A 24,231-nucleotide genomic window follows, 5' to 3' on the forward strand; every position below is an offset into this window, starting at 1 on the left:
CATTTCCCTAACATCTGTTTCAGATTAAAGGGTTTGGGGGACTTTTTGCAAGTATGGTTTACGCGATAAGCTATGCTCAGCGATCACTTTTCGGATTGTCCGTGTCTTTGAACGCATGACGAGGGATGTCGTCTCAACGATATCATCCGTCAAGAACTTAACGCCATCGAGCATTTCGCCCGTCGTGACGCCAGTCGCGGCAAAGATACAGTCGTCGCTTTTAATCAGGTCATCAAGCGTCAAGAGTTGAAGCGGATCTTCAAGTCCCATCCGGATGACACGAGCAGTTTCTTCTTCATTCATCGGATGTAAACGTGCCTGCATGTCGCCGCCCATCGCTTTAACGGCAGCAGCCGTGATGACACCTTCAGGAGCACCACCTGTTCCGATGAAGATATCGATTCCTGTCGCAGGAGAAAGTGGTGCGATTCCAGCTGAGACATCGCCGTCTTCAAACAGACGGACGCGTGCGCCCATCCGCATCGTAGCTTCGCGGAAGTGATCGTGACGCGGGCGATCCTGCATGATGACCGTGACGTCCTCAATCCGTTTATTGTTGTATTGAGCTGCTTTTTCGATGATGACTTCAAGTGGATCGTCGAGTGAGACGTGCCCTTTCAAGTTCGGTCCGACTGTTAATTTATCCATATACATATCAGGTGCGTGGAGCAGGGCACCTTGATCGGCGACGGCGATGACGACCATCGCATTACCGAGACCTTTGGCAACGATGTTCGTACCTTCGAGCGGATCGACGGCGATATCAACGATTGGACCGTTCGCTGTTCCGACACGTTCACCGATGAAGAGCATTGGTGCTTCGTCAAGTTCACCTTCACCGATGACGACCGTTCCGTTCATGTTGACCGTGTTCAAGACTTCGCGCATCGCAGTCGTTGCTGCGTCATCCGCTTCATTTTTCTTACCGCGACCAATCCATTGAGCAGAAGCTAGTGCTGCTGCTTCCGTAGCGCGTACGATTTCCAGTGCGAGTTCCCGTTCCATGTATATAACCTCCACGTCACCAATGTGACATACTATTTTCAGCAAAAATCTAAATTGAGGATAACACATTTGGGAATGTGATGCAAATGACCTTTCTGCTTTTCAGGATTGCCGGATAACGATAAAATGGAGGATGTGAGGGGGAATGAAGATGTATTTCGTCAATCGTCAAAAAATCGAAGAGACGGTCGTCTGTTATGAGACGGCACTTCGACAAAGTAAGGAAGTTACGGGGGATCCGGTGACGACGGCACTGGCTATGGAACGGATCGGTTTTTTAGTCATCGAAAGTGTCATCGACATCGGAAACAGTATGATTGATGGATTCATCATGCGGGATCCGGGAAGTTATGAAGATATCATTCTCATTTTAGAAGATGAGAAGGTCATCGATGGACCGCTCGCGACGAGTCTGAAGAAGCTCGTTGCGTTACGTACGTTGATCGTCCGGTCATTCACACAGTCGAGTATGGCGGAGATTCGGGCGGTACTTGAGACAGAGGAAGCAGAACTACGTCGTTTCCCGGAAGCGATTCGCCGGTATATCGAGACAGAACTCGGACCGGTGTCTGCATTTTTACCAAACGAGGAGTGAGTCAGGATGAAGGCAAAAGGCTATTTATTTGATTTAGATGGAACGATGTATAACGGAACGGAACCGGTAAAAGAAGCGGTCGATTTCGTCAATCGTCTGCAAGCAGAGGGCATTCCGTACTTGTTCGTGACGAATAACGCGTCGATGACGGCAGAAGCTGTGGCAGAGAAACTATGCGGGATGGGTGTTCATTCCGATGCGAAACACGTTTTGACGAGTGCGATGGCGACTGGTCGTTATATTGCTGACCTGTCACCAAAAGCGCGCGTCTATGCGATCGGAGAAACAGGACTGATCGACGCGCTTGAACGAGAAGGGTTAGACGTCGTCGCAACCGAAGCGGCAGATTACGTCGTCATCGGTCTCGATCGTCAAATCACGTACGAAAAACTCGCTGTTGGTGCACTTGCGATTCGTGCCGGTGCCCGGTTTATTTCAACGAACGGTGATATCGCGATTCCGACCGAACGTGGTTTCCTGCCAGGTAATGGTGCTCTGACGTCCGTCCTGCGCGTGACGACGGAGAAGGAACCGTTCTTCATCGGTAAACCAGAACCAGTCATGGTCGATATCGCGACAGAAATGATTGGTCTGTCAAAAGAAGACGTCATCATGGTCGGAGACAACTACCATACGGACATTCTTTTCGGGATCAATGGAGGTATCCGGACGATGCACGTCAATTCTGGCGTCCATACACCCGTCTTCATTCAAGGGCAGGATCGTCAACCGACATACATGGTTGATACGTTAGCTGAATGGATTCTATGAATCAAAAAATCCCGAACGAGAATTCGTTCGGGATTTCATGTATTAGAAGACTTGTTCGACTTCGACGACGCCAGCGACTTCTTCAAGAAGGGCACGTTCGATACCGGCCTTCAATGTGATTGTTGAACTTGGGCAGCTACCACAAGCTCCCATCAAACGGAGTTTTACGATTCCGTCTTCTACATCTACGAGTTCAACGTCTCCTCCATCACGAAGAAGGAACGGACGCAATTTTTCAAGAACTTCATTCACTTGATCAAACATTTCCATGCGTAAACACATCCTTTCGTATAGTTTCATTGTAACAGGGTTGAAAAATGTTCTCAATCTGGAAAACTTGTATACTAAAGAGGAGTGAATTGAAAAGGGGGGACTTCAAGATGGAAATCACGGTTTACGGAACAGCGGTCACCTGTCCGAGTTGTGTCGGGGCACCTAGCTCGGAAGAGACATTCAGTTGGCTACAAGCCGTCCTCGGGCGGAAATATGAGCAAGCGATGACGCTTCGCTATGTTGATTTCGAGACAGCAACATCAGATCAATGGACGGAAGCGCTGAAAGAGGATGTCTATTTTTATCCACTGATCGTGCTCGATGATGAGATGATTGATGAGGGGTACGTCAAACTCAAGACGATCACAGCGGCAATCGATGCGAAGCTGAATCAGGCGGGATGAACGAAAAAGAGGTATCCCAAAGCTTGGGACACCTCTTTTGCTCATTTAATCTTTTTGTGTTTCCATAAGACACCGGACTTCAAGAGACGTGGGACTTTCCCCGTCAGTGCTTGCTTGCCCATGACGATTCCGAAACCGTCTGATTTTCCGAGTGAACCGAGCATCCCGCGCAGTTTAATTTCTGGCAGCTTCGGTAATTTCTTTCCTTGCCACTTGGCTTGTAAGACATCGACGACTTGTTCTGCCTGATGTTCTGCGAGTTGACCACTTGGTGCATATGGTAGACTTGCACAATCACCGATGACGAAGACGTTATCGTATTCCGGTACGTGATGATGTTCCGTCAATTTGATCCGACCGCCACTATCCGCAGCAAAGCCGAGATCGCGTACAACTTTGACCGGCTGCGTACCAGCTGTCCAAATCGTTAAGTCGGATGGATACGTATCGTCGCCGTTTCGCACATCGTCCGCTGTGACGAGCGTGACATTCGAGTTGTTGATGACTTCAACGTCATGTTCCTCGAACCATTCCTGAACGTAAGACGAGACTTTATCGGATAAGAACGACAAGACGGATGGACCGCGGTCGAATAGACGAATCGTCAAATCCTTCCGGCTCTCATGTAGTTCACTGGCGAGTTCGACACCAGATAGACCAGCACCGACGATCGAGACAACGGATCCCGGTGACAGACCATAAATCGCTTGTTGTGTCTTCCGTGATTCTTCTAGTGTCTGGATGCTGTATGTAAATTCTTGAGCACCCGGAATGTTGTGGTATTTATCCTCGCAACCGAGGGCGATGATTAAGTCATCATAGAATAATTCTGATCCGTCCTGCAGATGGACTGTATTCGTCTCTGGTGAGATTTTGATGACATGTCCATATTTATAGGTAAGATGTTTCCCCTCCGGAAATTCAATCCGGACATCCCGATCTGATAATGTACCTGCTGCGAGTGCGTAGTATTCCGTTTTGAGTGCGTGGTACGGTAGACGGTCGACGAGCGTGACGGCAACTTCCTCGTCCTTGAATCGCTCACAAATCCGCATTCCACCATAACCTCCGCCGAGTACGATCAATTGCTTCATAACGTAAAATCCCCCTTAGTTCCCCTAAATCAGTCTGACCTTGTATAATACGACATGAGGCAGGTCGTTTCCTGCTTGAAGGAGGAAAAAAAGTGAATCCGATTATTGAATTTTGTATTAGTAACTTAGCGGCTGGTACACAGGTCGTCATGGAGCAACTTGAACGTGACCCGAATGTTGACGTCGTCGAATACGGTTGCCTTGGTTATTGCGGGATTTGTTCGCTTGACCATTTTTGTCTCGTAGATGGTGAGACCGTCGTAGGTGAAACGCCGGAAGAATTGCTTGAAAAGATTTACCTGAAAATCGAAGAGAATGAGCTGTGAGCACGGACAGCCAAAAAATCCCCTCGTTCGTCTGAACGAGGGGATTCGTGTCCGTCAGCGGGCGCAGCTTTTCGGATCAGGCAGATTGTTGACGGCGCATCATCCATGGGCGTAGTTTCAAGAACAATGGAATGAAGAGTGCCGAGATGAACAAGGCCTTGATGACGTTAAACGGTAAGATACCGGCTGTGATCGCTGTCCATTTGACAGCTGGATCCGCCATGTAATCCATACCGAGGAACCATGCATACGCTGGAAGGATCAAGATATAGTTGAGGATCGCAAGACCGAGTGCCATCGTGATCGTACCAGCGACGAGACCAGTTGCGAGACCTTGTGTTGATTTCTTTTTGTGGTAGAACCAGCTGACAGGAAGCACGAATGCGACGCCAGCAGCAAAGTTCGCGAATTCTCCGACCGGAACACCACTTCCGCGGAAGATGTAGTATAGCACGTTCTTCAATGCTTCGACGATGACACCTGCGACCGGTGAGAACATGATCGCTGCGACAAGAGCAGGAACATCACTGAAGTCGATCTTCAGATAGTTCGGTAAGAACGGTAGTGGAAAATTGATAAGCATAAGAACAAATGAGATTGAACCTAACATTGACAGAGTGACCATTTTTTGTGTGCGTTTCATACGAGTATTGTCTCCTTTTGCTCGTTCCTCTCGATGAAGTATTGGCATGACTGCGTCCATAAAGAAACCCCTATTGATGAGATCAACAGGGGAGAAGTCCGCATTAAATAAACCTAATCGATTGTTGCAAAAATCGATCAAATTCAAACTCATGCCGCCATCTTCTCCCATCCAGACTGTACTGTCGGCTCCTGAATTACACAGAATCAGCAAATAGCGCCCTATTCGCTCGCGGGCTTCAACTTAAGAAGAGTTGTTTACCGCCGGTCGGGAATTTCACCCTGCCCTGAAGATGGAACGATTATTTTATTGTACATACCATTTATACAACGAATTCAAGATAGTTTCAAGCAACTAGGTTTCGATTCGCTCAGAAGTTGCGTATACTAAAGAAAAGGAAGGTGATGACATGATCCATTTAACGGAGGCAGCAGCGCTACAAGTCCAGGACATGATGGCGCAGGCACCAGCAGATGAACGAAATCTTCGGATGCTCGTCCAAGGTGGTGGATGTAGTGGTCTGTCGTACGGAATGGGATTCGATCAACAAAAAGAAACGGATCTCGTTTTTGAACAGCACGGCGTGACCGTCATCGTGGACGAAAAAGATTACCCGGTCGTCAAAGGACTGGAAATCGATTATAAACAGTCAATGCTTGGTGGCGGATTCACGATCACGAATCCGAATGCCATCGCAACATGCGGTTGCGGGACTTCGTTCCGGACGGCAACGAATGCCGGGACACCGGGTGGCTGTTAATGAATCCAATCGTGGACATCGTCCACGATTTTTTTATTGCCTGCAAACAGGAGACCTGCTCCATTGACTCGAAATATTTAAGAGAGTGAATGCTACTACGAATAGGGAGGGCTTCAGGATGAGAAAAGTATTGATCTTCGGGGGAACACGCTATTTCGGACGCCGGCTTGCAATTCGTTTAGCCGATTCGGGGGATGATGTGACGATCGTCACACGGGGTGAGCATACTCCACCGGTCGCGAAGGGCTTGACATTTTTTAAAGGAGACCGGACGTCAAGTAGTACGATGAAGGATTTAAGCCAACAGCACTGGGATGTCATCTATGACAACATCTGCTTCACGCCGTATCAAGCAAAGCTCGCGATCGACGCATTTGAAGGGAAAGTCGGACGCTACGTGTTGACGTCGACGATGTCTGTTTATGAAGACGGTGGTGCGAATATTTCGGAACGCGCCTACAATCCGTTTCCCGGGAAATATGATCTTGAGAAGGAACACGGATATGGTGAAGGGAAGCGCCAAGCGGAGAGTTATTTCTTCCAACGCGCGACATTCCCTGTCGTTGCCGTTCGATTCCCAGTTGTCCTCGGACCAGATGATTATACGGAACGACTCGTCTTTCATATCAAGCGGGCGCTTGACGGGCGTCCGATCGTTGCTGAAAACACATACGCGAAGATGGCGTATATCTCAAGTTACGAAGCCGCTGCCTTTTTGGAGTGGTGTGGTCGCTCGGAACTGACGGGACCGATTAACGCTGCAAGTGACGGTGTCTTATCGATTCAAGATTTGATGGATAAAATCGACCGTGTCGCAGGAACGACGAGTCAACTCGTCGCAAAAGGAGAGGAGGAATCGCCACTTGCGCCAGAACGCGATTTCTATATGGATACGACAGCTGCGAAACAAGCGGGCTATCTGTTCCAACATGTCGATGACTGGCTCGATCGTTTGATTGAAGAGGAGGTGCGTAATCACCAATGATGCAGTTGATAAAACCAACCCTCGCATGGGAGACAGAATACCGCGCCTTTTTAGAAGACTGGCGAAAGTCGGGCGAAACGATCGTGCCGGAAGCAGTCGGGGATACGTATGAACCACTGGGCGCTTATTTTGCGGAACTGAAGGAAATGGAGACAACGGTCAGACCGGGGCTCGTCACCCATTCGACGTACTGGATGGTCGACGGACAACGAATCGTCGGCGCGTTGAACTTCCGGCATGATTTGACGGAGAACTTGAAGTTGTACGGCGGACACATCGGATACGGCATCCGACCATCCGAGCGTCAGAAAGGGTATGCGACGACCGGGCTTCGTTTAGCGCTAGAAGAAGCACGGCAACGTGGACTCAATCAAGTGCTGTTGACGTGTGGCGTTGATAATGTAGCATCACGTCGTGTCATCTTAGCGAACGGCGGACGAGAAATTGAGCCGACTGTTCATAATGGACGCGAGACACGTCGCTTCATCATCCCATTATGAGAATTCGTGAAGCACGTCTTGAAGATGCGTCGACCATTGCGCGCGTTCATATCGATGTCTGGCGGGAGACGTATCAAGGGATCATCCCTGATTCTTATTTAGCACAGTTGTCTTACGCGAAACGGACGAAACAATGGGAGCAGGCGTTAATCGATCAGCGTGTGTATGTTGTGGAGTTAGAAGACGAAGTCGTTGGCTTCGCGCAAGGTGGACCAAATCGAAGGGATGCGCGTGAAGGAGAACTCTACGCGATTTATGTTTTGCGAGCTTCTCAAGGGCAGGGGCTCGGGAAGGCATTGTTTCAACGTATCATCGAGGACTTGGCGGAATACGAGGCAATGCAGGTTTCTGTCTTGCGGGATAATCCGGCGTGCCAGTTTTACGAGCGATTCGGTGGTCAGGTCTTCGAAGAATCGATGATTGAGCGAGGTGGGATCGAACTCGTGCAACGGGTTTATCGGATGCCTGTTAAAAGATCATTCGTATGAAATCGGACGTTTCAACATCTTCGCTTTCCTCAGGCGGGATGTAAGCCGCGCCAGTTCCCATTCCATGTGATCTGTCGGGTCTTCCTTATCCCTGACGGAAGCACACATCGTGCTTCCTTTTCCTGTAGGAGTCAAAGATGTTTGGTCACGTCCTAGATGTGATTCCATCAAAATAAGAGATCGGACTCCGGTATGTCATCCGGAATTCGACCTCTTATTTGTTTGCAGCCATTCATTTATCTCAAGAATGATTCGTTACTTTTTCGAACAGACTCGTTGAGTGTTGCGGGTGACGAGCCGATGGATCGACAAGAAGTTTCGCCTGGTTGACGGCAATCGGTGCTTCACCGAAGCCTGTTGCGATCAATTTGACGCGTCCTTCGTAAGTCGCAATATCTCCACAAGCGAAGACGCCTGGAATCGCAGTCTCCATCTTCGAGTTGACGCGAATCGAATTGCGTTCGAACTCGACTTCCCATTCTTTGAGCGGCCCAAGTGACGAGACGAAACCAAAGTTGCAGACGACATCGTCCGCAGCGACGACGACGACTTCGCCACTTTCAGCATGTTTGAACGTCATCGTCTCGATGTGCGTCTCACCTGTGACCGATTCGAGCGTATACGGCGTCATGACGTTAACGGATGAGTCATGTAATAGTTCGACCGAATGTTCATGGGCACGGAACTTATCGCGACGGTGGACGAGCGTGACGGATTTTGCGATCGGTTCAAGCATCAATGACCAGTCGACTGCTGAATCGCCACCACCAAGCAGGACGACTTGGCGATCCTTGAAACGTTCCATGTCGTTGACGAAATAGTGTAAGTTCGTTTCCTCGAAGCGTTCTGCATCTGCCACTCCGAGTGGGCGCGCAGCGAACGAACCGTTTCCTGCCGTCAAGATGACGGTCTTCGTATAATGCTCGCCTTTGTTCGTGACGAGGCGGATGATTCCGTCATCCATCCGTTCATAAGCGATTACTGTCTCACCGAGCACATACGTCGGATCAAATTCATTTGCTTGTTCAAGTAGCCGATCGACTAGTTCCTGCGCTTTTACTTTCGGAAAACCGGCGATATCGTATATATATTTTTCAGGATAAAGCGTAGCGAGTTGACCACCTAATTGAGGTAGACTCTCGATGACCTTCGTCTTCATCTGGCGCATTCCTGAATAAAACGCGGTGAACAGTCCGACCGGACCGCCGCCGATGATCGTGACATCATATGGTTGGTACATCTGATTCCCTCCTAGCATTGGATAGGTCTATTATATAGGAAGTAGGGGGTTCGGGTGCAAGTACGGAACATCTCACATTTTTTTAAGGGAAATTACATTTTTCTTTTGCAATCATTCTTAAAAAGTGTTTCAATAGGCTTATAGACATGTGAACATTATTTGAACAAAGTTTTTGAATATTCGTCTGTAATTGAATGTGAAGAAAATCACAACAAAACTACGATTCGTAAGGAGTATCAGAACATGAACACACCTAACATTGTTATTCTTGGAGCGGGCTACGGTGGATTGATCACAGCAGTCAACCTTCAAAAGAAACTCGGCGTCGATCAAGCGAACATCACGTTGATTAATAAACACGACTATCATTACCAAACAACTTGGTTGCATGAACCAGCTGCAGGTACGATGTCTGCGGAGCAAGCGCGCATCTACATCAATGATGTCATCAACCCGTCACGCGTCAAACTTGTCAAAGGTATCGTTGAGAAAGTCGACACGGCTGCTAAAACAGTTCTTTTACAAGATGGCGGAACAGTTCCTTACGATTACGTCGTCGTTGCTCTCGGTGGCGTTCCTGAAACATTCGGTATCAAAGGATTGAAGGAACACGCATTAACGATCAGCTCGTTGAACAGCGTCCGTAAAATCAAGGAACATATCGATTACTCATTCGCACAGTACAAAACAACAGGATCACAAGATCGTTCACTCTTGACAATCGTCGTCGGTGGTGCTGGATTCACAGGAATCGAGTTCATGGGTGAGCTCGTCAACCGTATTCCAGAACTGTGCAAACAATATGATATCCCACGCGAACTCGTTCGTGTCGTTAACATCGAGGCAGCGCCAACAGTCCTTCCAGGATTCGATGCTGATCTCGTCAACTACGCACACAAATGGCTTGAGCGCCAAGGCGTCGAGTTCAAACTCGGTAACGGCATCAAGGAATGTGGACCAGGAAGCGTCACATTCGGTCCGCTTCAAGGCGACACGACTGAGACGATCGAAGCAAGTACGATCATCTGGACAGGTGGCGTCAGCGGTAACCCTGTCGTTGCAGCATCTGGTTTCGAAGCGATGCGTAACCGTGTCGTCGTCGAAGAAGATCTTCGTGTTCCAGGACACGATAACGTCTTCATGATCGGTGACTGTTCAGCAGTCATGGATCCAAGTTCGAACCGTCCGTACCCACCAACTGCACAAATCGCGACACAACAAGCACACAAAGTCGCTGAGAACATCGCGGCACTCATCGCGGGTCGTCAAACATCGACGTTCACGTACGAGAACAAAGGAACGGTTGCTTCACTTGGTCATAAAGATGGTATCGGCATGGTCTTCGGCAAGAAGATTTACGGTCGTAACGCATCATTCATGAAAAAAGTCATCGACAACAAACACTTCTTTGAACTGAAAAAACTTGGTCTTGCGATCAAAAAAGGGAAGTTCTAAGTTCACGTTTTAGGCAAATGTACACTCGTGCATTTGCCTTTTTTGTCGGTTATACTAGAAGAGATTCAAAGGGGGAACAGTATGCATATCATTCAAGCCGTGATCGGGAGTGTGCTTTATCTCGTCATGTTCTTTAGTATCGGATTCATTTTAAACATGTTGTTGCGGAGTACATGGGTGATGCTCGTACTCTATCCGATCATCATCATCATGATGATCGACAATCAATCGACACTCGAATACTTCACGAACGCTCGTGAAGCGATTCCGAATCTCGGGGACCGGATTGCTGGTCTACAGGCAGCGGATATCACGATGTTCGCGGCTGGTCTTGCCGGAATCATCATCGCCGGTCTATCGATTCGCTTCTTGCGTAAGAGCGGTTACCAAATGTTTTAAAGTCTACTTGAGTAAGTAGGCTTTTTTCGTGTCTGAAAAACCGTTATAATAAAAACAATGTCTTTAAATAAATGTGTAAGAGCAGATTGGGTTGAGAGCGAATGGATAAACAAATGTACCACGTTATCAAGGTATTGAATAATAATGTCGTCATTTGTTCGACTGGTGCGAATCAGGAAGTCATTATCCTCGCGAAAGGGATTGGCTTCGGTCGGAAGCCAGGCGATCAACTGACAGATCTCGACAAGTTGGAAAAAGTCTACACGTTGAAGGATAAAGAAGAACAGGATCAATATAAGGCGCTCGTCGATCATCTCGATGAGAACTTCATCGCGTTGATGAACGAGATCGTCTCGATGATCGAGACACGCTTCGGAAAAAAGGTCGATGAACATATCCATATTGGATTGACGGATCATTTGACGTTTACGTTCAAGCGACTAGAACAAGGAATGGAAGTCACGAATCCGTTTCTTGCTGAAACGGAAGCCTTGTATCCGGAAGAGTACGCCCTTGCAGAAGAAATCGTCGAGTTCATCAGTGCCGAGATGAATTTTTACCTGCCTCCAGCGGAGACAGGATTCATCGCACTTCATATTCATTCGGCGACGAACTTCAAAGACGTACTCGAAGTTAACCGCCATCATCAACTCGTCGGTTTAATTGCTAGTCATATCGAACAGCGACTGGAGATTAAAATCGATCGAAAATCGCTTGATTACAAGCGTCTGATTCGGCATCTTCGTTCAGCGATTGAAAGGGTTTCCAATGGGGAGTATCTAGAGGCTCCAGAAAAAGTAGAAAAGCTATTGCGTGAAGAATATCCGCTATGCTATGATACTGCTTGGGAGCTGATGTCCATCATGGAACGTCAGTTGAAGAAAGCGGTACCGCGCGGTGAGGCGACGTATCTTACGATGCATCTGCAACGCTTAGTGCAGTACGATTCAGGTAAATGACCGCACGGACTACGTGTTACTGATACGATCAGGCATGAGTGGGATGTCGGGCAAGAAGCTTTATTTCCGTTATTCAACGGGATAAGTCTATTGTCTACAATCCGCTCGTGCCTGATTTTTTTCTGTAAAAAATCGGTCAGATGTCTGACTTTTTTCGTCTCAATCATTGGCATTATTCATCATACTTCGCTCTTAACAGGAAAAGGAGGAAACACACATGTTCAAACAGATTTTTGCTGTTCTTCAACGTGTCGGTAAAGCGTTGATGCTTCCTGTAGCGATTTTGCCAGCTGCCGGTATCCTACTCGGATTCGGTAACGCGATGCAAAATCCGAACTTGACGTCAAAACTCGAGTTCTTGAAAAATGATGCAATCATCAAGGTTGCAAAATTGATGGAAGCAGCTGGGGATATCATCTTCGGTAACTTAGCACTCTTATTCGCGGTCGGTGTCGCGATTGGTCTTGCAGGGGACGGCGCAGCCGGACTTGCGGCAATCGTCGGATTCTTGATCATGAACAAAACAATGAGCGTTTGGCTCGGCGTTACACCAGAAATGGTTGCTAACGGTCAAGGATATGCAAACGTACTCGGTATCCCAACACTTCAAACTGGGGTATTCGGTGGTATCATCATCGGTTTGATCGCAGCTTGGGCGTACGGGAAGTACCATAATCTCGAATTGCCACAGTTCCTTGGATTCTTTGCTGGTAAACGTTTCGTTCCAATCGTCACAGCAGTTGTTTCATTGGTTGCAGGTCTTGTTCTCGTATTCGTCTGGCCGTTTGCGCAAGATGGCTTGAACTCGTTCTCGCACTTCATGATGGAGAAAAACCCAACACTCGCAGCATTCGTCTTCGGTCTCATCGAGCGTTCGTTGATTCCATTCGGTCTTCACCATATCTTCTATGCACCATTCTGGTTCGAATTCGGTTCGTACAAGAATGCAGCAGGAACAGTCGTTCATGGTGACCAAGCAATCTTCTTCGCACAATTGAAAGACAACGCAACATTAACAGCTGGTACGTTCATGACTGGTAAATTCCCGTTCATGATGTTCGGTCTTCCAGCAGCAGCACTCGCAATGTACCACGAAGCTCGCCCTGAGCGTCGTGCAGTCGTTGGTGGTCTTCTTGGATCAGCAGCACTTACAGCATTCTTGACAGGTATCACAGAGCCAATCGAATTCGCATTCTTGTTCGTAGCTCCAATCTTGTTCGCAGTTCACGCTGTCTTCGCAGGTCTCTCGTTCATGACAATGCAATTGTTGAACGTTAAGATCGGTATGACATTCTCTGGTGGTTTGATCGACTTCCTTCTGTTCGGTGTTCTTCCAGGGCGCACACAGTGGTGGCTCGTCATCGTCGTCGGTCTTGCACTTTCTGTCATCTACTATGCTGGATTCCGTTTCGCAATCCGCAAGTTCAACCTGAAAACTCCAGGTCGTGAAGATGCAGCTCAAGAGACTTCATCTGCTCAAGGTTCTGAACTCGCTGAAGGTATTCTTGATGCACTCGGTTCAGAGTCGAACATCAAACACTTGGATGCATGTATCACACGTCTTCGTGTTGAAGTTCTCGACAAATCGAAAGTCAATAAAGATGAGTTGAAAAAATTAGGTGCTGCTGGTGTCCTTGAAGTTGGTAACAACGTCCAAGCGATCTATGGACCGAAATCAGACAACATCAAGTCTGAGATTCAAGCTGTCATCACGTCACGTAAACAAGAAAAAACAGTCTAATGTTTTTTTAGATGAGTCCTTCTGCGGAAGGGCTCATTTTTTTTTTCGAAATCGTTTAGAATCGTTTTGCACTAGAATATTTTAGGGTATGAATTAAGTAGTTTGTTTAAAAAAGGAGGGAATATGCGCATGTGGAAAAACGTGTTTGGTGTCTTACAGCGGATCGGTAAGGCCCTGATGCTACCGGTAGCGATTTTGCCAGCAGCGGGGTTATTGCTTGCGTTCGGGACAGCGTTTCAAAACCCGAACTTAACACAATATTTACCGTTTCTGGAGAACGATTCGCTTGTCGTCATCTGGCGAGTCATGCAGGATGCGGGTGACATCATCTTTGCGAACCTCGGATTATTGTTCGCCGTCGGGGTCGCGATTGGTCTTGCGAACGGAGAAGGGGTCGCCGGTTTCGCAGCCATCGTCGGTTTCCTGATCATGAACAAGGTCATCAGTTCATTCTTGCAGATTACACCAGAAAAAATCACGGAAGCACAAAAGGCGAGTGATTTGTCGTATGCGACGGTCCTTGGGATACCGACCTTGCAAATGGGGGTATTCGGAGGGATCATTGCCGGTTTGATAGCAGCGTACAGTTATAATAAATTCTTCAAAATCAAACTGCCTGATTTCCTCGGATTTTTTGCAGGGAAACGTTTCGTTCCGATTGCAACGGCCTTGTTCAGTCTTGTCGCAGGTTTTGCTTTGTCATATATTTGGCCACCGATCGGGACAGGCATCAATACGTTCTCCAAAACGATCATCGAAGCGAACGAACCGTTGTCTGCCTTCATCTTTGGACTCGTCGAACGTTCGTTGATTCCGTTTGGTCTTCACCATATCTGGTACTCAAGCTTCTGGTTCCAGTTCGGTGAATATACGGATAAAGCCGGAACGATCATCAACGGGGATCAGCGGATCTTCTTTGCACAATTAAAGGACGGTGTACCGTTCACGGCAGGGACATATATGACCGGGAAATATCCATTCATGATGTTCGGTCTGCCAGCAGCCTGTCTTGCGATGTACCACACGGTCGCAAAGGATCGTCGTAAAGCCGTCGAAGGTCTCTATTTCTCAGCTGCGTTGACTTCTTTCCTGACTGGGATCACGGAGCCAGTCGAGTTCTCCTTCGTATTCGTTGCACCACTTTTGTTTGCCGTTCACGCTGTCTTTGCAGGTCTTTCATTCATGATCATGGATTTACTGAACGTCAAGATCGGGATGACGTTCTCCGGTGGATTGATTGACTACACGTTATTCGGGATTCTACCGAACCGAACCTCGTGGTGGCTCGTCATTCCAGTCGGTCTTGTCTTCGCCGTCATCTATTACTTCGGATTCCGCTTCGTCATCACGAAATTCGATCTGAAGATTCCAGGACGCGAAGCGATTAAAGAAGGTGCCGCTACCTCAACGGCACAAGCAGGCGATCTACCGTATGAAATTCTACAAGCATTCGGTGGTCCATCAAACATTAAACATTTAGATGCTTGTATCACGCGTCTGCGGATTACGGTCAATGATAAATCAGGCGTCAACAAGGATCGCTTGAAAGAACTAGGTGCTGCTGGTGTTCTTGAAGTCGGAGATAACGTCCAAGCCATCTTTGGACCGAAATCCGATGGGATCAAGTCAGAAATGGCAGATATCATGAAAGATCCAAATTATAAACCGAAAGAGACACCAGAAGCCGATCCGATCCCACAAGTTCCAACGGGAGACGAAGCGCGCACTTCTGGATCGGGTACAACCGATACGGGACCACTCGCTGGAGATCGTGGTGGTGCTTATGTGCCTGAAGATGGATACGTCGCACCACTGAGCGGTATCATTCGTTCTCTGGATGATGTACCGGATCAAGTATTCTCCGGTCGTATGATGGGTGACGGATATGCGATCGAACCGACGGAAGGATATGTCGTCTCTCCCGTCTCTGGTGAGATTACAACCTTCTTCCCGACGAAACACGCGATCGGTATTCTTGCGGATAACGGAGATGAGATCTTGATTCACATCGGTATTGATACGGTGTCACTTGAAGGAAAAGGGTTTGAGGCGTTAGCGAAAGCTGGAGATCGTGTCAAACCGGGGACACCACTTCTCAATGTCGATCTCGAGCAAGTACGACCACTCGTGCCATCGTTACTGACACCGATCATCGTCACGAACAGTGGCGATCGAAAAGTCGACGTCGATGTCGGACAGACGGTCGAAGCCGGAGAAGCGATTTCGTATCGTGTAGAGTAAAGGAAGAAAAGCGACGGATCGTCACGAACGGTCCGTCTTTTTTTGTGTGAAAATATTGTAGAACACATTTGATAGTGAGATTTTGCACATATGATGATACAATGAGCTAGCTATTATAAGAGTTAGCTAATTTTTTAGAAATGAGGTGTGTCGATGTCTTCGACTACAACAAAAACGAATACGACACCTGTCGTCATTGGACTATTGATTGGGATTTTAGTCGCAGCAATGGATAACACGATCGTTGCGACGGCGATGCCGACGATCGTCAGTGAACTGAATGGGTTTGATCAGTACGCTTGGGTCACGTCGGCTTACATGATCGCAACCGTTGCCGGGATGCCGATCTTCGGTAAATTGAGTGACATGTATGGAAGAAAACGCTTCTTCCTCTTTGGGATGCTTATCTTCATGATAGGGAGTATCTTGTGTGGAATGGCAGACTCAATCATTGAATTGTCTGCGTATCGTGCCTTACAAGGGCTTGGTGGCGGTGCGTTGATGCCGATCGCCTTTACGATTATCTTTGATATCTTCCCACCGGAGAAACGTGGGAAAGTCAGTGGATTGTTCGGAGCGGTCTTCGGGATCTCGAGTATTTTCGGACCGTTGCTTGGTGCCGTATTGACGGATTCCCTCGACTGGCGCTGGGTATTTTATATCAACATCCCACTCGGATTGATTGCCCTTGGTCTCGTGACAATCTTCTATCAGGAATCACCGGTGCACCGGACACAGAAAATCGACTACGTCGGTGCCTTCACGCTTGTTGCAGGATTGGTTTTATTCTTACTCGCGCTTGAAATGGGTGGGAAAGAGTATGCATGGTCTTCACCACAAATTCTTGGTCTGTTCGGAGCAGCACTCGTCGCGTTCGTTGCCTTCGCATTCGCTGAACGACGTGCCGCGGATCCAGTCATTACATTCAGTCTGTTCCGTCGTCGTTTATTTGCGGCAACACAAGGCGTTGCGTTCTTTTATGGATTCGTCTTCATCTCGGCGAGTGTGTTCATTCCAATCTTCGTTCAAGGTGTCTTTGGTGGCAGTGCGACGAACTCCGGTCTGATCCTTATGCCGATGTTAATTGCCTCAGTCATCTCGGCGCAGCTCGGTGGCCAGTTGCCGAATAAGTTTGGTTTCCGAAATGTCATGATCGTCTCGGCTGTCTTTTTCCTACTCGGTGTGTATCTCCTCAGTACAATGACGCTTGAGACATCGCGTACAGCAGTAACAATCTATATGATCATTCTTGGGTTCGGTGTTGGATTTAGCTTCTCGTTGTTGAACCTAGCAAGCATCAATGGGATCGAGATGCAACGTCGTGGTGCTGCGACGTCGATGGGATCGACATTCCGGACGATCGGGATGACGCTTGGTGTCACGGTCCTCGGAATCATTCAATCACGGACGTTCACATCGGCTGTAGCGGATCGATTGCCGCAAGGTGGAGCGCCGTCAGGTGGGCAGTTCCCGACGGCAGCTGCCTTTGCGAAGATGCCACCAGAAGTCGCGACAGCAATCAAGACGTCGCTTGCAGAATCCATCTCTACCGTCTATTTCTGGGCCTTGATTCCAGCAGTACTCGGTGTCATCTTTATCTTCTTGATGGGGAACGAACGTCCGATTTTATCGGAACAAGCGACTCCAGCGAAGAAAAAACAAGCTCAATAATCACGTTTCAACAACGTCTTCTTTCTTATTAAGAGGGGGCGTTGTTTTTTTGTTAATCGGCACAAAAAAAGACGAACCTGGATTACTCCAGATTCGTCTAACAGAAATTACTTTTTGATATCGAATGTCGTGCTGAGGAAGTCGACGACTTCTTCTGCTGTATCCATATCAAGCACTTGCTCGACGATTGCTTCACATTCTGACTTGTTGAGGCGTGTCATCAAGCTACGTGCGCGAAGGACAGATGATGCTGACATCGAGAACTCATCGAGACCAAGACCGAGAAGGATTGGAAGTGCCAATTCTTCTCCTGCCATCTCACCACACATGCCGACCCATTTGCCTGCTTTGTGTGCTTCTGTGATGACGTTGTTCAAGAGGTTCAAGATGGCTGGGTTGAACGGCTGGTACAGGTATGATACTTTTTCGTTCATCCGGTCTGCCGCCATCGTGTATTGAATCAAATCGTTCGTTCCGACAGAGAAGAAGTCGACTTCTTTTGCAAACTGACGAGCCATGACCGCTGTTGCTGGGATCTCGACCATCATACCGACTTCGATGTCTTCTGATACAGTAACACCTTCAGCTTGGAGGTTTGCTTTCTCTTCAAGGAGAAGTGCTTTTGCGGCACGGAACTCTTCGATTGTTGCGATCATTGGGAACATGACAGCGAGTTTACCGTATGCACTCGCACGAAGAAGTGCGCGTAATTGTGTACGGAACAAGTCTGTTTGATCGAGACAGAGACGGATCGCACGGTAACCGAGGAACGGGTTCATCTCGTGTGGGAGATCAAGGTACGACAATTCTTTGTCGCCACCGATATCGAGCGTCCGAATGACGACTTTTTTATCGCCCATTGACTCGAGAACGGTTTTGTATGCTGTGAATTGCTCGTCTTCCGTTGGGAATGTCTCTGCATCCATGTAGAGGAATTCTGTCCGGTAGAGACCGACAGCTTCTGCTCCGTTTTCAAGCACGCCTTTGACATCGTTTGGTGTACCGATGTTTGCGGCGAGCTCGACGTGGTGACCGTCAGCTGTCATTGTTTTTTCGTTCTTAAGTTTTTTCCACTCTTCTTTTTGTGCGATGTATGCTGCACGTTTTGCTTCATACTCAGCGACTTGCTCTTCACTTGGGTTGACGATGACGTCACCTTCCGCACCGTCAAGGATGAGAAGATCGCCGTGTTTAACGTCCGTCAAGACAACTTTTGTTCCGACGACTGCTGGGATTTCGAGTGAACGAGACATAATGGCAGAGTGCGATGTCCGGCCACCAATGTTCGTTGCGAAACCTTTAGCATACTTACGGTTCAATTGTGCCGTATCTGAAGGAGTCAAGTCTTCCGCGATGATGATGACTTCTTCGTTAATTTGAGCTGGAGTGACGAACGTGATACCGAGAAGGTGAGCCATCGTCCGTTTCGTGACGTCGCGGACGTCCGCTGCACGTTCACGCATGTATTCGTTATCCATTGATTCGAAAATCATGACCATCATGTTCGCGACTTCATCGAGTGCTTTCGCAGCATTTGCTTGCTCGTCCTCGATTTTTGCGTTCACCTGACTAACGATTTCCGGATCTTCTAGGATGAGAAGGTGAGCCGAGAAGATCTCCGCTTTATCTGGACCTAATTCTTTTAAGGTATTTTCACGAATGACTTCGAGTTCCGTCTTCGATTTTGCGATCGCTGCTTGGAAACGTTCTTTTTCCGCAGCCGTATCCTCGATTTTGTGCGATGGAATCTCAAAGACCGGTGTTTCCATCACGAATGCCTTTGCAATCGCGATCCCTGCAGAAGCGCCAATTCCTTTGATGTGTTGTGCCATGTGCATTACCCTCTTTTCAGTAAGTTTTTTTAACGCGACGACTTCGTTTCTTAGCTATCTATAGATACCCATAAACGCCTCTCTCTTAACGAGCCTTCTGCGCACTCTCCCTTGAATGAAAACGTAGACATTTCCCGGAACAGCAAACGCATCGTTTCTTGAAGTGTCTCAATTTTTCACCTGTTTAATCCTATCATATTGTGAAACGGGCAACAATTATTTGAAACCAAGCATTTCGACAAATTGGCAAACAAGAATGATGTAAGCGTTTGCGGTCCGCTGAGAGGCTATCAGTTGGAAAATGACTGAAAACACTTCATACTAGTAGGTATTAGATAAAGGGGGAATTTTTATGCAAACGAATCAACCCGTAGACGTACTGATCGTCGGGATATCAGGGAATCAACCGATTGATGAACGATTACAAGCAATGTATGGTGACAAACTAGATGAGTGGGTCCGTCAAGGTGATATCTCAACGAAACGGGGAGAACTTCGTCTGTTGCCGACGTTATCAGGAGACGTCGCACGTGTGCTGTTCGTCGGACTCGGGAAAGTCGATCAACTCTCGCAAGACAACTTGCGCCGTTTGCTCGGAAAAGCCGCACAACATGTCAAAGCACGCCGCTTAGAACAGGTGACAGTCGACGCGACGACGTTTCCAGGTCAACCGGTCGAACTGATTGCTGAGACATTCACCCTCGCTACATATGAGGTCAAACATTATAAAACATCTCCTTCTAAAGCGTACACGCTTCATCTGACGGTCTTACCTTCTGAAGACGAGGCAGTGCGTCGCGGAAAAGCCTTAGGGGAAGCAACGAACTTGGCGCGACGTCTCGTAACGATGCCGGGAAATCTTTTGACGGCGCCAGCGCTTGCGGACGAAGCACGCTTCATCGCGGAGCGTCATGGACATGATCTCCGAATCATCGATAAGGAAGAGATGGAAGCACTTGGCATGGGTGCCTTGCTTGCCGTCAATCAAGGATCGGTCATCCCGCCGAAGTTGATCGTCCTTGAATACAAAGGCTCAGTAGAAGCACCGATTGCTGTCGTCGGAAAAGGTGTCACGTTCGATACAGGTGGTTATTCGATCAAACCAAAAGACGGGATCGTCGGGATGAAAGGAGATATGGGAGGCGCAGCAGCAGTTCTTGGTCTGTTTGAAGCACTCGGTCAACTCAAACCTGATGTTCACGTCATTGGCGTCATTCCGGCAACGGATAACATGATTTCTGGGGATGCTTTCAAACCAGATGATGTCATCACGTCGATGGCAGGAAAAACGATTGAAGTCTTGAACACGGATGCAGAAGGACGACTTGTCCTCGCAGATGCAGTCACGTACGTGAAAGAGTACCAGCCGAAAGCCATCATCGACCTCGCAACATTGACAGGTGGTGTCCTTGTCGCCCTTGGAACAGAAATCACAGGTGCATTGACGAATGATGCGTCACTTTACGAACGCTTTGAACAGGTGACGAAAGAGACGAACGAGATGGTATGGCAAATGCCATATGTCGATGCGTTCATTAAACAAGTCCGCCGCTCAGATGTCGCAGATTTGAATAACTCACCGGGACGCATGGGACACATGATCTTCGGTGGTGCGTTCGTCGGGGAATTTGTAGGCGACACACCATGGTTGCACCTCGATATCGCGGGAACATCGGAACAGAATCAAGCGTCTGAGATTGGTCCAAAAGGAGCAACGGGTGTCATGGTTCGTAGTCTGTATCGATTCGTCGAGCAAGAAAAATGAGACGTTGGAATCTACTCGGCGTCTTGTTGACGATTCTTACCGTCGTCTGGTACTTGGATGCACGAGATCGTCTATCGCTCGGTCTTGCGACATTTATCGGTATCTTCACGGTCTTATCACTACTGCGTTCTTTCCGGGAGAAGACGAATGCACGTCATCGGGATTGATGCGGCAAAGGCAGGATGGGTCGTCGTCAGGTACGAAAATGAGACGTACTCAGGATCAATCGAACCGACGCTTGGACAGATCCCGCCAGCCGACCGAATTTGGATCGATATGCCGATCGGTTTGATGGAAGGACGACGCGAAACAGATCAGCTGTTACGACAGGCACTACGCCCCGGACGAACGAGTAGTGTCTTTAATGCACCGTTCCTCAGTGCGTTGACAACACCAAGTTATATGGAAGCAAATAATTTAGCGAAACAACATGCTGGTATCGGACTTTCGAAACAAGCGTGGTATCTATTACCGAAAATCCGAGAAGTCCGTCATGCACATCGATCTGAAATGATTGAATCACATCCAGAAGTCTGCTTTGCACGCCTCGCCGGTCATCCGGCACGTTTTTCTAAGAAAACAAGGGAAGGCATCGCGGAACGAATCGAATTACTTGAACAATATGATTGTCCCCCGTTATGGGAACAGCGTCAGCCGAACGTCGCGATTGATGATTGGCTTGATGCTTGTCTGCTTGCGACCGGTGCACGGTTTCCATGCGATTACTTGCCAGCAAGTCAACCAGTGGACACGGAAGGGTATCCTTTATATGCCGCTGTACCCAAAAAATCACCCTCACCGAAATGGTGTGGGTGATCCTTTCACGAAGTCCCAGATATAATGGAAAATCTGTGCATTGTAGAGTGCTTTTAAGATGACGGCAATCAATGGTCCAAGGATTAGCCCGAAGACGCCGAAGAATTTGATCCCGACGAACAACGCAATCAATGCCGTAATCGGTTGAATGCCGATGTTATCGCCGACGATCTTCGGTTCCATGATGTTGCGCTGGAGAATGACGATGGCATACAAAATGCCAAGTCCAATCGCAAGCGTCGTATCTCCGGTGATCACCGAGTAAGCGATCCAAGGCAGGAAGACGGAACCAGTACCGAGATACGGTAAGATGTCGAAGAAGGCAGCGATGAAAGCAACTGCGAATGGATGATCGACACCAATGATGATTAAACCAATCAAGACGATGAAAAACGTGATCGTGATCAACGTGAGTTGCGCTTTAAGATAACCAAATAAGGCAGATCGTAAGCTCAAGAAGACCGACTCGACACGAGCGAACCAAGGAAGCATCTCGTAGCGCTTCAATCGCATTTCGTACTGGTGCCAATCCTTTGCGATGAAGAACCAAGCGAGTAAGACGATGACGAAAATCAACGCAATCGATGGTAAAGTCGCAAGAACAGATTGAAGCATCATCGCAACACTTTTTGAGCCTTCTCCAATCGCACTCGCAAGCGAACTACCGAGCGATTGAATACTGTTTTGGACCGTATTTTGTTGGGATGGTTCTAATGAACGTAATGCTTCAGAAGCATCGTTCCAAATCGGTGCCAGTTTTTCGTTATATAGCTTTTGGAAATACAGACTCAACTCCTGGATTTGTGCCGGTAATTGATTGGCGACAAATACGAGACCGCGAATCAACTGCATGATGATCAAGGCAAGCGAACCGATCAATAAACCACTGATCAAAATGATGGACAACAACGCACCCCATCCACGATTGATCCGTAATCGCTTTTGAAAGAAATCGACGAGCGGACGGCTGAAAAGAGCAAGCAGAAACGCAAAGACAAACGGGTACAAAATGGACGAGAGGCGGATGAGTAACCATCCAACAGCTACGAAGGCGAAGATCACCGTCAAGAACCGGGCCATTTGCCAAAGACGTTCAGTCGACACAAGCAACACCTCTTACTGGATTATGTAGAATTGATATCATCATATCATGTTTAGGTAGGGAACGAGTCATTCAAAAGGAGGAGAAAGCGATGCGTAAAAGAGAAATCGGATTATTTGCTGCATTGATTGCTGCGACATCCGTTGGAATCCGAGAATGGAAGAAAAATCAGGCGTTTGCCAAACGTGTCAAACAAGAGACGGAGGCGCAAGTACGTCAAGCAATCATGGAGGATCAGACAGATGGAACAGATGAAGATACTGCAACAAAAGGTTGATGCGACGATTCGTTCACTCGGAGGTTATTTTCGACCGCTATCTGGTCTCGCACGCTTGACAGAAGAAATCGGTGAAGTCGGCGAAGCACTCGAACAAAGAGATCAAGAAGCTCTTCGTTCAGAACTTGTCGACGTTTTGATGATCTCGACGTGTCTTGCCAATCAATACGTGACGGATCTTGCGGTGCAACATGAGGCACTCGGAACGGTAAACGATGATCAGGACGGTTCCTTTTATCGACTTGTGCATGAAGCTGGTCAAGTCGCACGCGTCATGAATGGGTACGAAGGGGATAAACCGCCTAAAGCGAAGGATACAATTGTTCCAATCGGTCATTCCATCGCACGTCTGCAACGGGAATTATTTCGTTTAGCACGACCGCTACAACTCGATTTACTGTCGGAAATCGATCGGACGAATGAAAAGAATCTCAAGCGGGATAAAACACGCTTTGCGTTGACACGTGACCCTATCACGGAAGAGACGATTGATCACTTCCGGAGTGCGACAGGAAGTGAGGCACGTCTCTGGGGAGCACCTATTTATGAGGATGATCAAACATTAGCGGGTAATATGGAGGCGGCCCTCCCGTCGCTTCGACGATTCCTCCGCTGTGCGCCGATTGAGGGAATCGAGGCGTTCGTCTTCGAGGCACCGATGGAACGATCGCGTAGTTTAGTCGAAGTGAAAGAATTAGCAGATGAAATGGGGCGCTTGATCAAAGAGCGGACACCACTTGATTTCAAGGACTCACCGTATCGGTTAGAAGTTTTTGCGCCACAACTCGGTCCAGTCTCACCGTATCATGCGGAAGACGACTATCGGATGTTTCTTGTCTTCTATGTCGATTAAAAAATAAGCCGCCTGCTCGTTTGAGCAAGCGGCTTA

At 48.1% G+C, this 24,231-nt stretch carries 26 protein-coding genes and 1 riboswitch; of the genes, 19 read left to right on the plus strand and 7 right to left on the minus strand.

Annotation, left to right across the window (positions count from 1 at the left end; translation table 11 throughout):
• Nucleotides 1-24: 24 nt before the first annotated feature.
• On the minus strand, nucleotides 25-1,005 hold the full coding sequence (glpX, locus tag B4F99_RS10490; RefSeq protein ID WP_290757658.1) for a class II fructose-bisphosphatase: 981 nt from the start codon (nucleotides 1,003-1,005) through the stop codon (nucleotides 25-27).
• 151 nt (nucleotides 1,006-1,156) lie between these two features.
• On the opposite strand from glpX, the gene B4F99_RS10495 reads away from it, so the two are divergent.
• On the plus strand, nucleotides 1,157-1,600 hold the full coding sequence (locus B4F99_RS10495) for a DUF86 domain-containing protein (RefSeq protein WP_023469145.1): 444 nt from the start codon (nucleotides 1,157-1,159) through the stop codon (nucleotides 1,598-1,600).
• Nucleotides 1,601-1,606: 6 nt separating this feature from the next.
• Entirely contained in the window at nucleotides 1,607-2,371 is a 765-nt protein-coding gene (locus tag B4F99_RS10500) for a TIGR01457 family HAD-type hydrolase (RefSeq protein ID WP_290757661.1), read from the plus strand.
• Between the two features lie 42 nt (nucleotides 2,372-2,413).
• Here B4F99_RS10500 and B4F99_RS10505 read toward each other — a convergent pair whose 3' ends face one another.
• Nucleotides 2,414-2,641 carry a NifU family protein gene (locus B4F99_RS10505; protein ID WP_012371190.1) on the minus strand — a complete coding sequence of 76 codons (228 nt, stop codon included), beginning with the start codon at nucleotides 2,639-2,641 and terminating at the stop codon, nucleotides 2,414-2,416.
• 110 nt (nucleotides 2,642-2,751) lie between these two features.
• On the opposite strand from B4F99_RS10505, the gene B4F99_RS10510 reads away from it, so the two are divergent.
• Nucleotides 2,752-3,048, plus strand: coding sequence for a DUF1462 family protein (locus B4F99_RS10510; protein ID WP_035406035.1), 297 nt, complete (start codon nucleotides 2,752-2,754; stop codon nucleotides 3,046-3,048).
• A 41-nt stretch (nucleotides 3,049-3,089) separates the two neighbouring features.
• Here B4F99_RS10510 and B4F99_RS10515 read toward each other — a convergent pair whose 3' ends face one another.
• Complete coding sequence (locus B4F99_RS10515) at nucleotides 3,090-4,142, minus strand: NAD(P)/FAD-dependent oxidoreductase (protein ID WP_290757664.1); 1,053 nt, start codon at nucleotides 4,140-4,142, stop codon at nucleotides 3,090-3,092.
• Between the two features lie 92 nt (nucleotides 4,143-4,234).
• Between B4F99_RS10515 and B4F99_RS10520 the strand changes: the two genes are divergently transcribed.
• Nucleotides 4,235-4,468 carry a YuzB family protein gene (locus tag B4F99_RS10520; RefSeq protein ID WP_023469141.1) on the plus strand — a complete coding sequence of 78 codons (234 nt, stop codon included), beginning with the start codon at nucleotides 4,235-4,237 and terminating at the stop codon, nucleotides 4,466-4,468.
• 76 nt (nucleotides 4,469-4,544) lie between these two features.
• Here B4F99_RS10520 and B4F99_RS10525 read toward each other — a convergent pair whose 3' ends face one another.
• Nucleotides 4,545-5,111, minus strand: coding sequence for an ECF transporter S component (locus B4F99_RS10525; protein WP_029342415.1), 567 nt, complete (start codon nucleotides 5,109-5,111; stop codon nucleotides 4,545-4,547).
• A gap of 155 nt (nucleotides 5,112-5,266) precedes the next feature.
• Nucleotides 5,267-5,409, minus strand: a riboswitch (FMN riboswitch).
• Nucleotides 5,410-5,520: 111 nt separating this feature from the next.
• Between B4F99_RS10525 and B4F99_RS10530 the strand changes: the two genes are divergently transcribed.
• From B4F99_RS10530 to B4F99_RS10545, 4 genes are all read left to right on the plus strand, one after another.
• Nucleotides 5,521-5,871 (plus strand): HesB/IscA family protein, encoded by a 351-nt coding sequence (locus B4F99_RS10530; protein ID WP_029342414.1) that lies wholly within the window; start codon nucleotides 5,521-5,523, stop codon nucleotides 5,869-5,871.
• Between the two features lie 118 nt (nucleotides 5,872-5,989).
• Complete coding sequence (locus B4F99_RS10535; protein WP_290757667.1) at nucleotides 5,990-6,856, plus strand: NAD-dependent epimerase/dehydratase family protein; 867 nt, start codon at nucleotides 5,990-5,992, stop codon at nucleotides 6,854-6,856.
• Nucleotides 6,853-7,356: a GNAT family N-acetyltransferase gene (locus B4F99_RS10540; RefSeq protein WP_214852664.1), complete on the plus strand. Its 504-nt coding sequence runs from the start codon at nucleotides 6,853-6,855 to the stop codon at nucleotides 7,354-7,356. The genes B4F99_RS10535 and B4F99_RS10540 overlap by 4 nt, the downstream gene beginning before the upstream one ends.
• On the plus strand, nucleotides 7,353-7,844 hold the full coding sequence (locus B4F99_RS10545) for a GNAT family N-acetyltransferase (protein ID WP_290757672.1): 492 nt from the start codon (nucleotides 7,353-7,355) through the stop codon (nucleotides 7,842-7,844). The genes B4F99_RS10540 and B4F99_RS10545 overlap by 4 nt, the downstream gene beginning before the upstream one ends.
• Before the next feature lie 241 nt (nucleotides 7,845-8,085).
• Here the strand turns inward: B4F99_RS10545 and B4F99_RS10550 are convergent, their stop codons facing one another.
• The gene (locus tag B4F99_RS10550; protein ID WP_035406045.1) at nucleotides 8,086-9,084 is read right to left on the minus strand and encodes an NAD(P)/FAD-dependent oxidoreductase; all 999 of its coding nucleotides are present in this window, start codon (nucleotides 9,082-9,084) and stop codon (nucleotides 8,086-8,088) included.
• 243 nt (nucleotides 9,085-9,327) lie between these two features.
• Here B4F99_RS10550 and B4F99_RS10555 point away from each other — a divergent pair, with 243 nt between their 5' ends.
• From B4F99_RS10555 to B4F99_RS10580, 6 genes are all read left to right on the plus strand, one after another.
• Entirely contained in the window at nucleotides 9,328-10,539 is a 1,212-nt protein-coding gene (locus B4F99_RS10555; RefSeq protein WP_023469134.1) for an NAD(P)/FAD-dependent oxidoreductase, read from the plus strand.
• Between the two features lie 81 nt (nucleotides 10,540-10,620).
• Nucleotides 10,621-10,938 (plus strand): YuiB family protein, encoded by a 318-nt coding sequence (locus tag B4F99_RS10560; RefSeq protein ID WP_290757677.1) that lies wholly within the window; start codon nucleotides 10,621-10,623, stop codon nucleotides 10,936-10,938.
• A 101-nt stretch (nucleotides 10,939-11,039) separates the two neighbouring features.
• Entirely contained in the window at nucleotides 11,040-11,897 is an 858-nt protein-coding gene (glcT, locus tag B4F99_RS10565; RefSeq protein WP_214852669.1) for a glucose PTS transporter transcription antiterminator GlcT, read from the plus strand.
• A 217-nt stretch (nucleotides 11,898-12,114) separates the two neighbouring features.
• Nucleotides 12,115-13,638, plus strand: coding sequence for a glucose-specific PTS transporter subunit IIBC (gene ptsG / locus B4F99_RS10570; protein WP_214852671.1), 1,524 nt, complete (start codon nucleotides 12,115-12,117; stop codon nucleotides 13,636-13,638).
• A 129-nt stretch (nucleotides 13,639-13,767) separates the two neighbouring features.
• Nucleotides 13,768-15,879: a glucose-specific PTS transporter subunit IIBC gene (gene ptsG / locus B4F99_RS10575; protein WP_290757684.1), complete on the plus strand. Its 2,112-nt coding sequence runs from the start codon at nucleotides 13,768-13,770 to the stop codon at nucleotides 15,877-15,879.
• Nucleotides 15,880-16,032: 153 nt separating this feature from the next.
• Nucleotides 16,033-17,550, plus strand: coding sequence for an MDR family MFS transporter (locus B4F99_RS10580; RefSeq protein ID WP_290757687.1), 1,518 nt, complete (start codon nucleotides 16,033-16,035; stop codon nucleotides 17,548-17,550).
• Nucleotides 17,551-17,657: 107 nt separating this feature from the next.
• On the opposite strand, the gene ptsP is transcribed toward B4F99_RS10580, so the two are convergent.
• Complete coding sequence (gene ptsP, locus B4F99_RS10585) at nucleotides 17,658-19,382, minus strand: phosphoenolpyruvate--protein phosphotransferase (RefSeq protein ID WP_290757690.1); 1,725 nt, start codon at nucleotides 19,380-19,382, stop codon at nucleotides 17,658-17,660.
• Nucleotides 19,383-19,734: 352 nt separating this feature from the next.
• Between ptsP and B4F99_RS10590 the strand changes: the two genes are divergently transcribed.
• Genes B4F99_RS10590 through B4F99_RS10600 form a run of 3 tightly spaced genes read left to right on the plus strand, consistent with a single transcriptional unit; the run spans nucleotide 19,735 to nucleotide 21,963 of the window.
• Nucleotides 19,735-21,147, plus strand: coding sequence for a leucyl aminopeptidase (locus B4F99_RS10590; protein WP_214852682.1), 1,413 nt, complete (start codon nucleotides 19,735-19,737; stop codon nucleotides 21,145-21,147).
• On the plus strand, nucleotides 21,144-21,314 hold the full coding sequence (locus tag B4F99_RS10595; protein ID WP_156358998.1) for a hypothetical protein: 171 nt from the start codon (nucleotides 21,144-21,146) through the stop codon (nucleotides 21,312-21,314). Before B4F99_RS10590 ends, B4F99_RS10595 begins: the two co-directional genes overlap by 4 nt.
• A complete protein-coding gene (locus tag B4F99_RS10600) occupies nucleotides 21,295-21,963 on the plus strand; it encodes a DUF429 domain-containing protein (protein WP_290757694.1) in 669 nt (222 codons plus the stop codon). The genes B4F99_RS10595 and B4F99_RS10600 overlap by 20 nt, the downstream gene beginning before the upstream one ends.
• On the opposite strand, the gene ytvI is transcribed toward B4F99_RS10600, so the two are convergent.
• Nucleotides 21,943-23,067 (minus strand): sporulation integral membrane protein YtvI, encoded by a 1,125-nt coding sequence (gene ytvI / locus B4F99_RS10605; RefSeq protein ID WP_290757697.1) that lies wholly within the window; start codon nucleotides 23,065-23,067, stop codon nucleotides 21,943-21,945. The two genes, B4F99_RS10600 and ytvI, sit on opposite strands and share 21 nt — an antisense overlap.
• Before the next feature lie 89 nt (nucleotides 23,068-23,156).
• Here ytvI and B4F99_RS10610 point away from each other — a divergent pair, with 89 nt between their 5' ends.
• Both B4F99_RS10610 and B4F99_RS10615 read left to right on the plus strand, forming a co-directional pair.
• Nucleotides 23,157-23,342: a hypothetical protein gene (locus B4F99_RS10610; RefSeq protein WP_035406076.1), complete on the plus strand. Its 186-nt coding sequence runs from the start codon at nucleotides 23,157-23,159 to the stop codon at nucleotides 23,340-23,342.
• Complete coding sequence (locus B4F99_RS10615; RefSeq protein WP_290757703.1) at nucleotides 23,308-24,195, plus strand: MazG nucleotide pyrophosphohydrolase domain-containing protein; 888 nt, start codon at nucleotides 23,308-23,310, stop codon at nucleotides 24,193-24,195. The genes B4F99_RS10610 and B4F99_RS10615 overlap by 35 nt, the downstream gene beginning before the upstream one ends.
• Nucleotides 24,196-24,231: the final 36 nt, after the last annotated feature.

The organism is Exiguobacterium sp. UBA3491 (assembly GCF_002377745.1).
Taxonomy (GTDB): domain Bacteria; phylum Bacillota; class Bacilli; order Exiguobacteriales; family Exiguobacteriaceae; genus Exiguobacterium_A.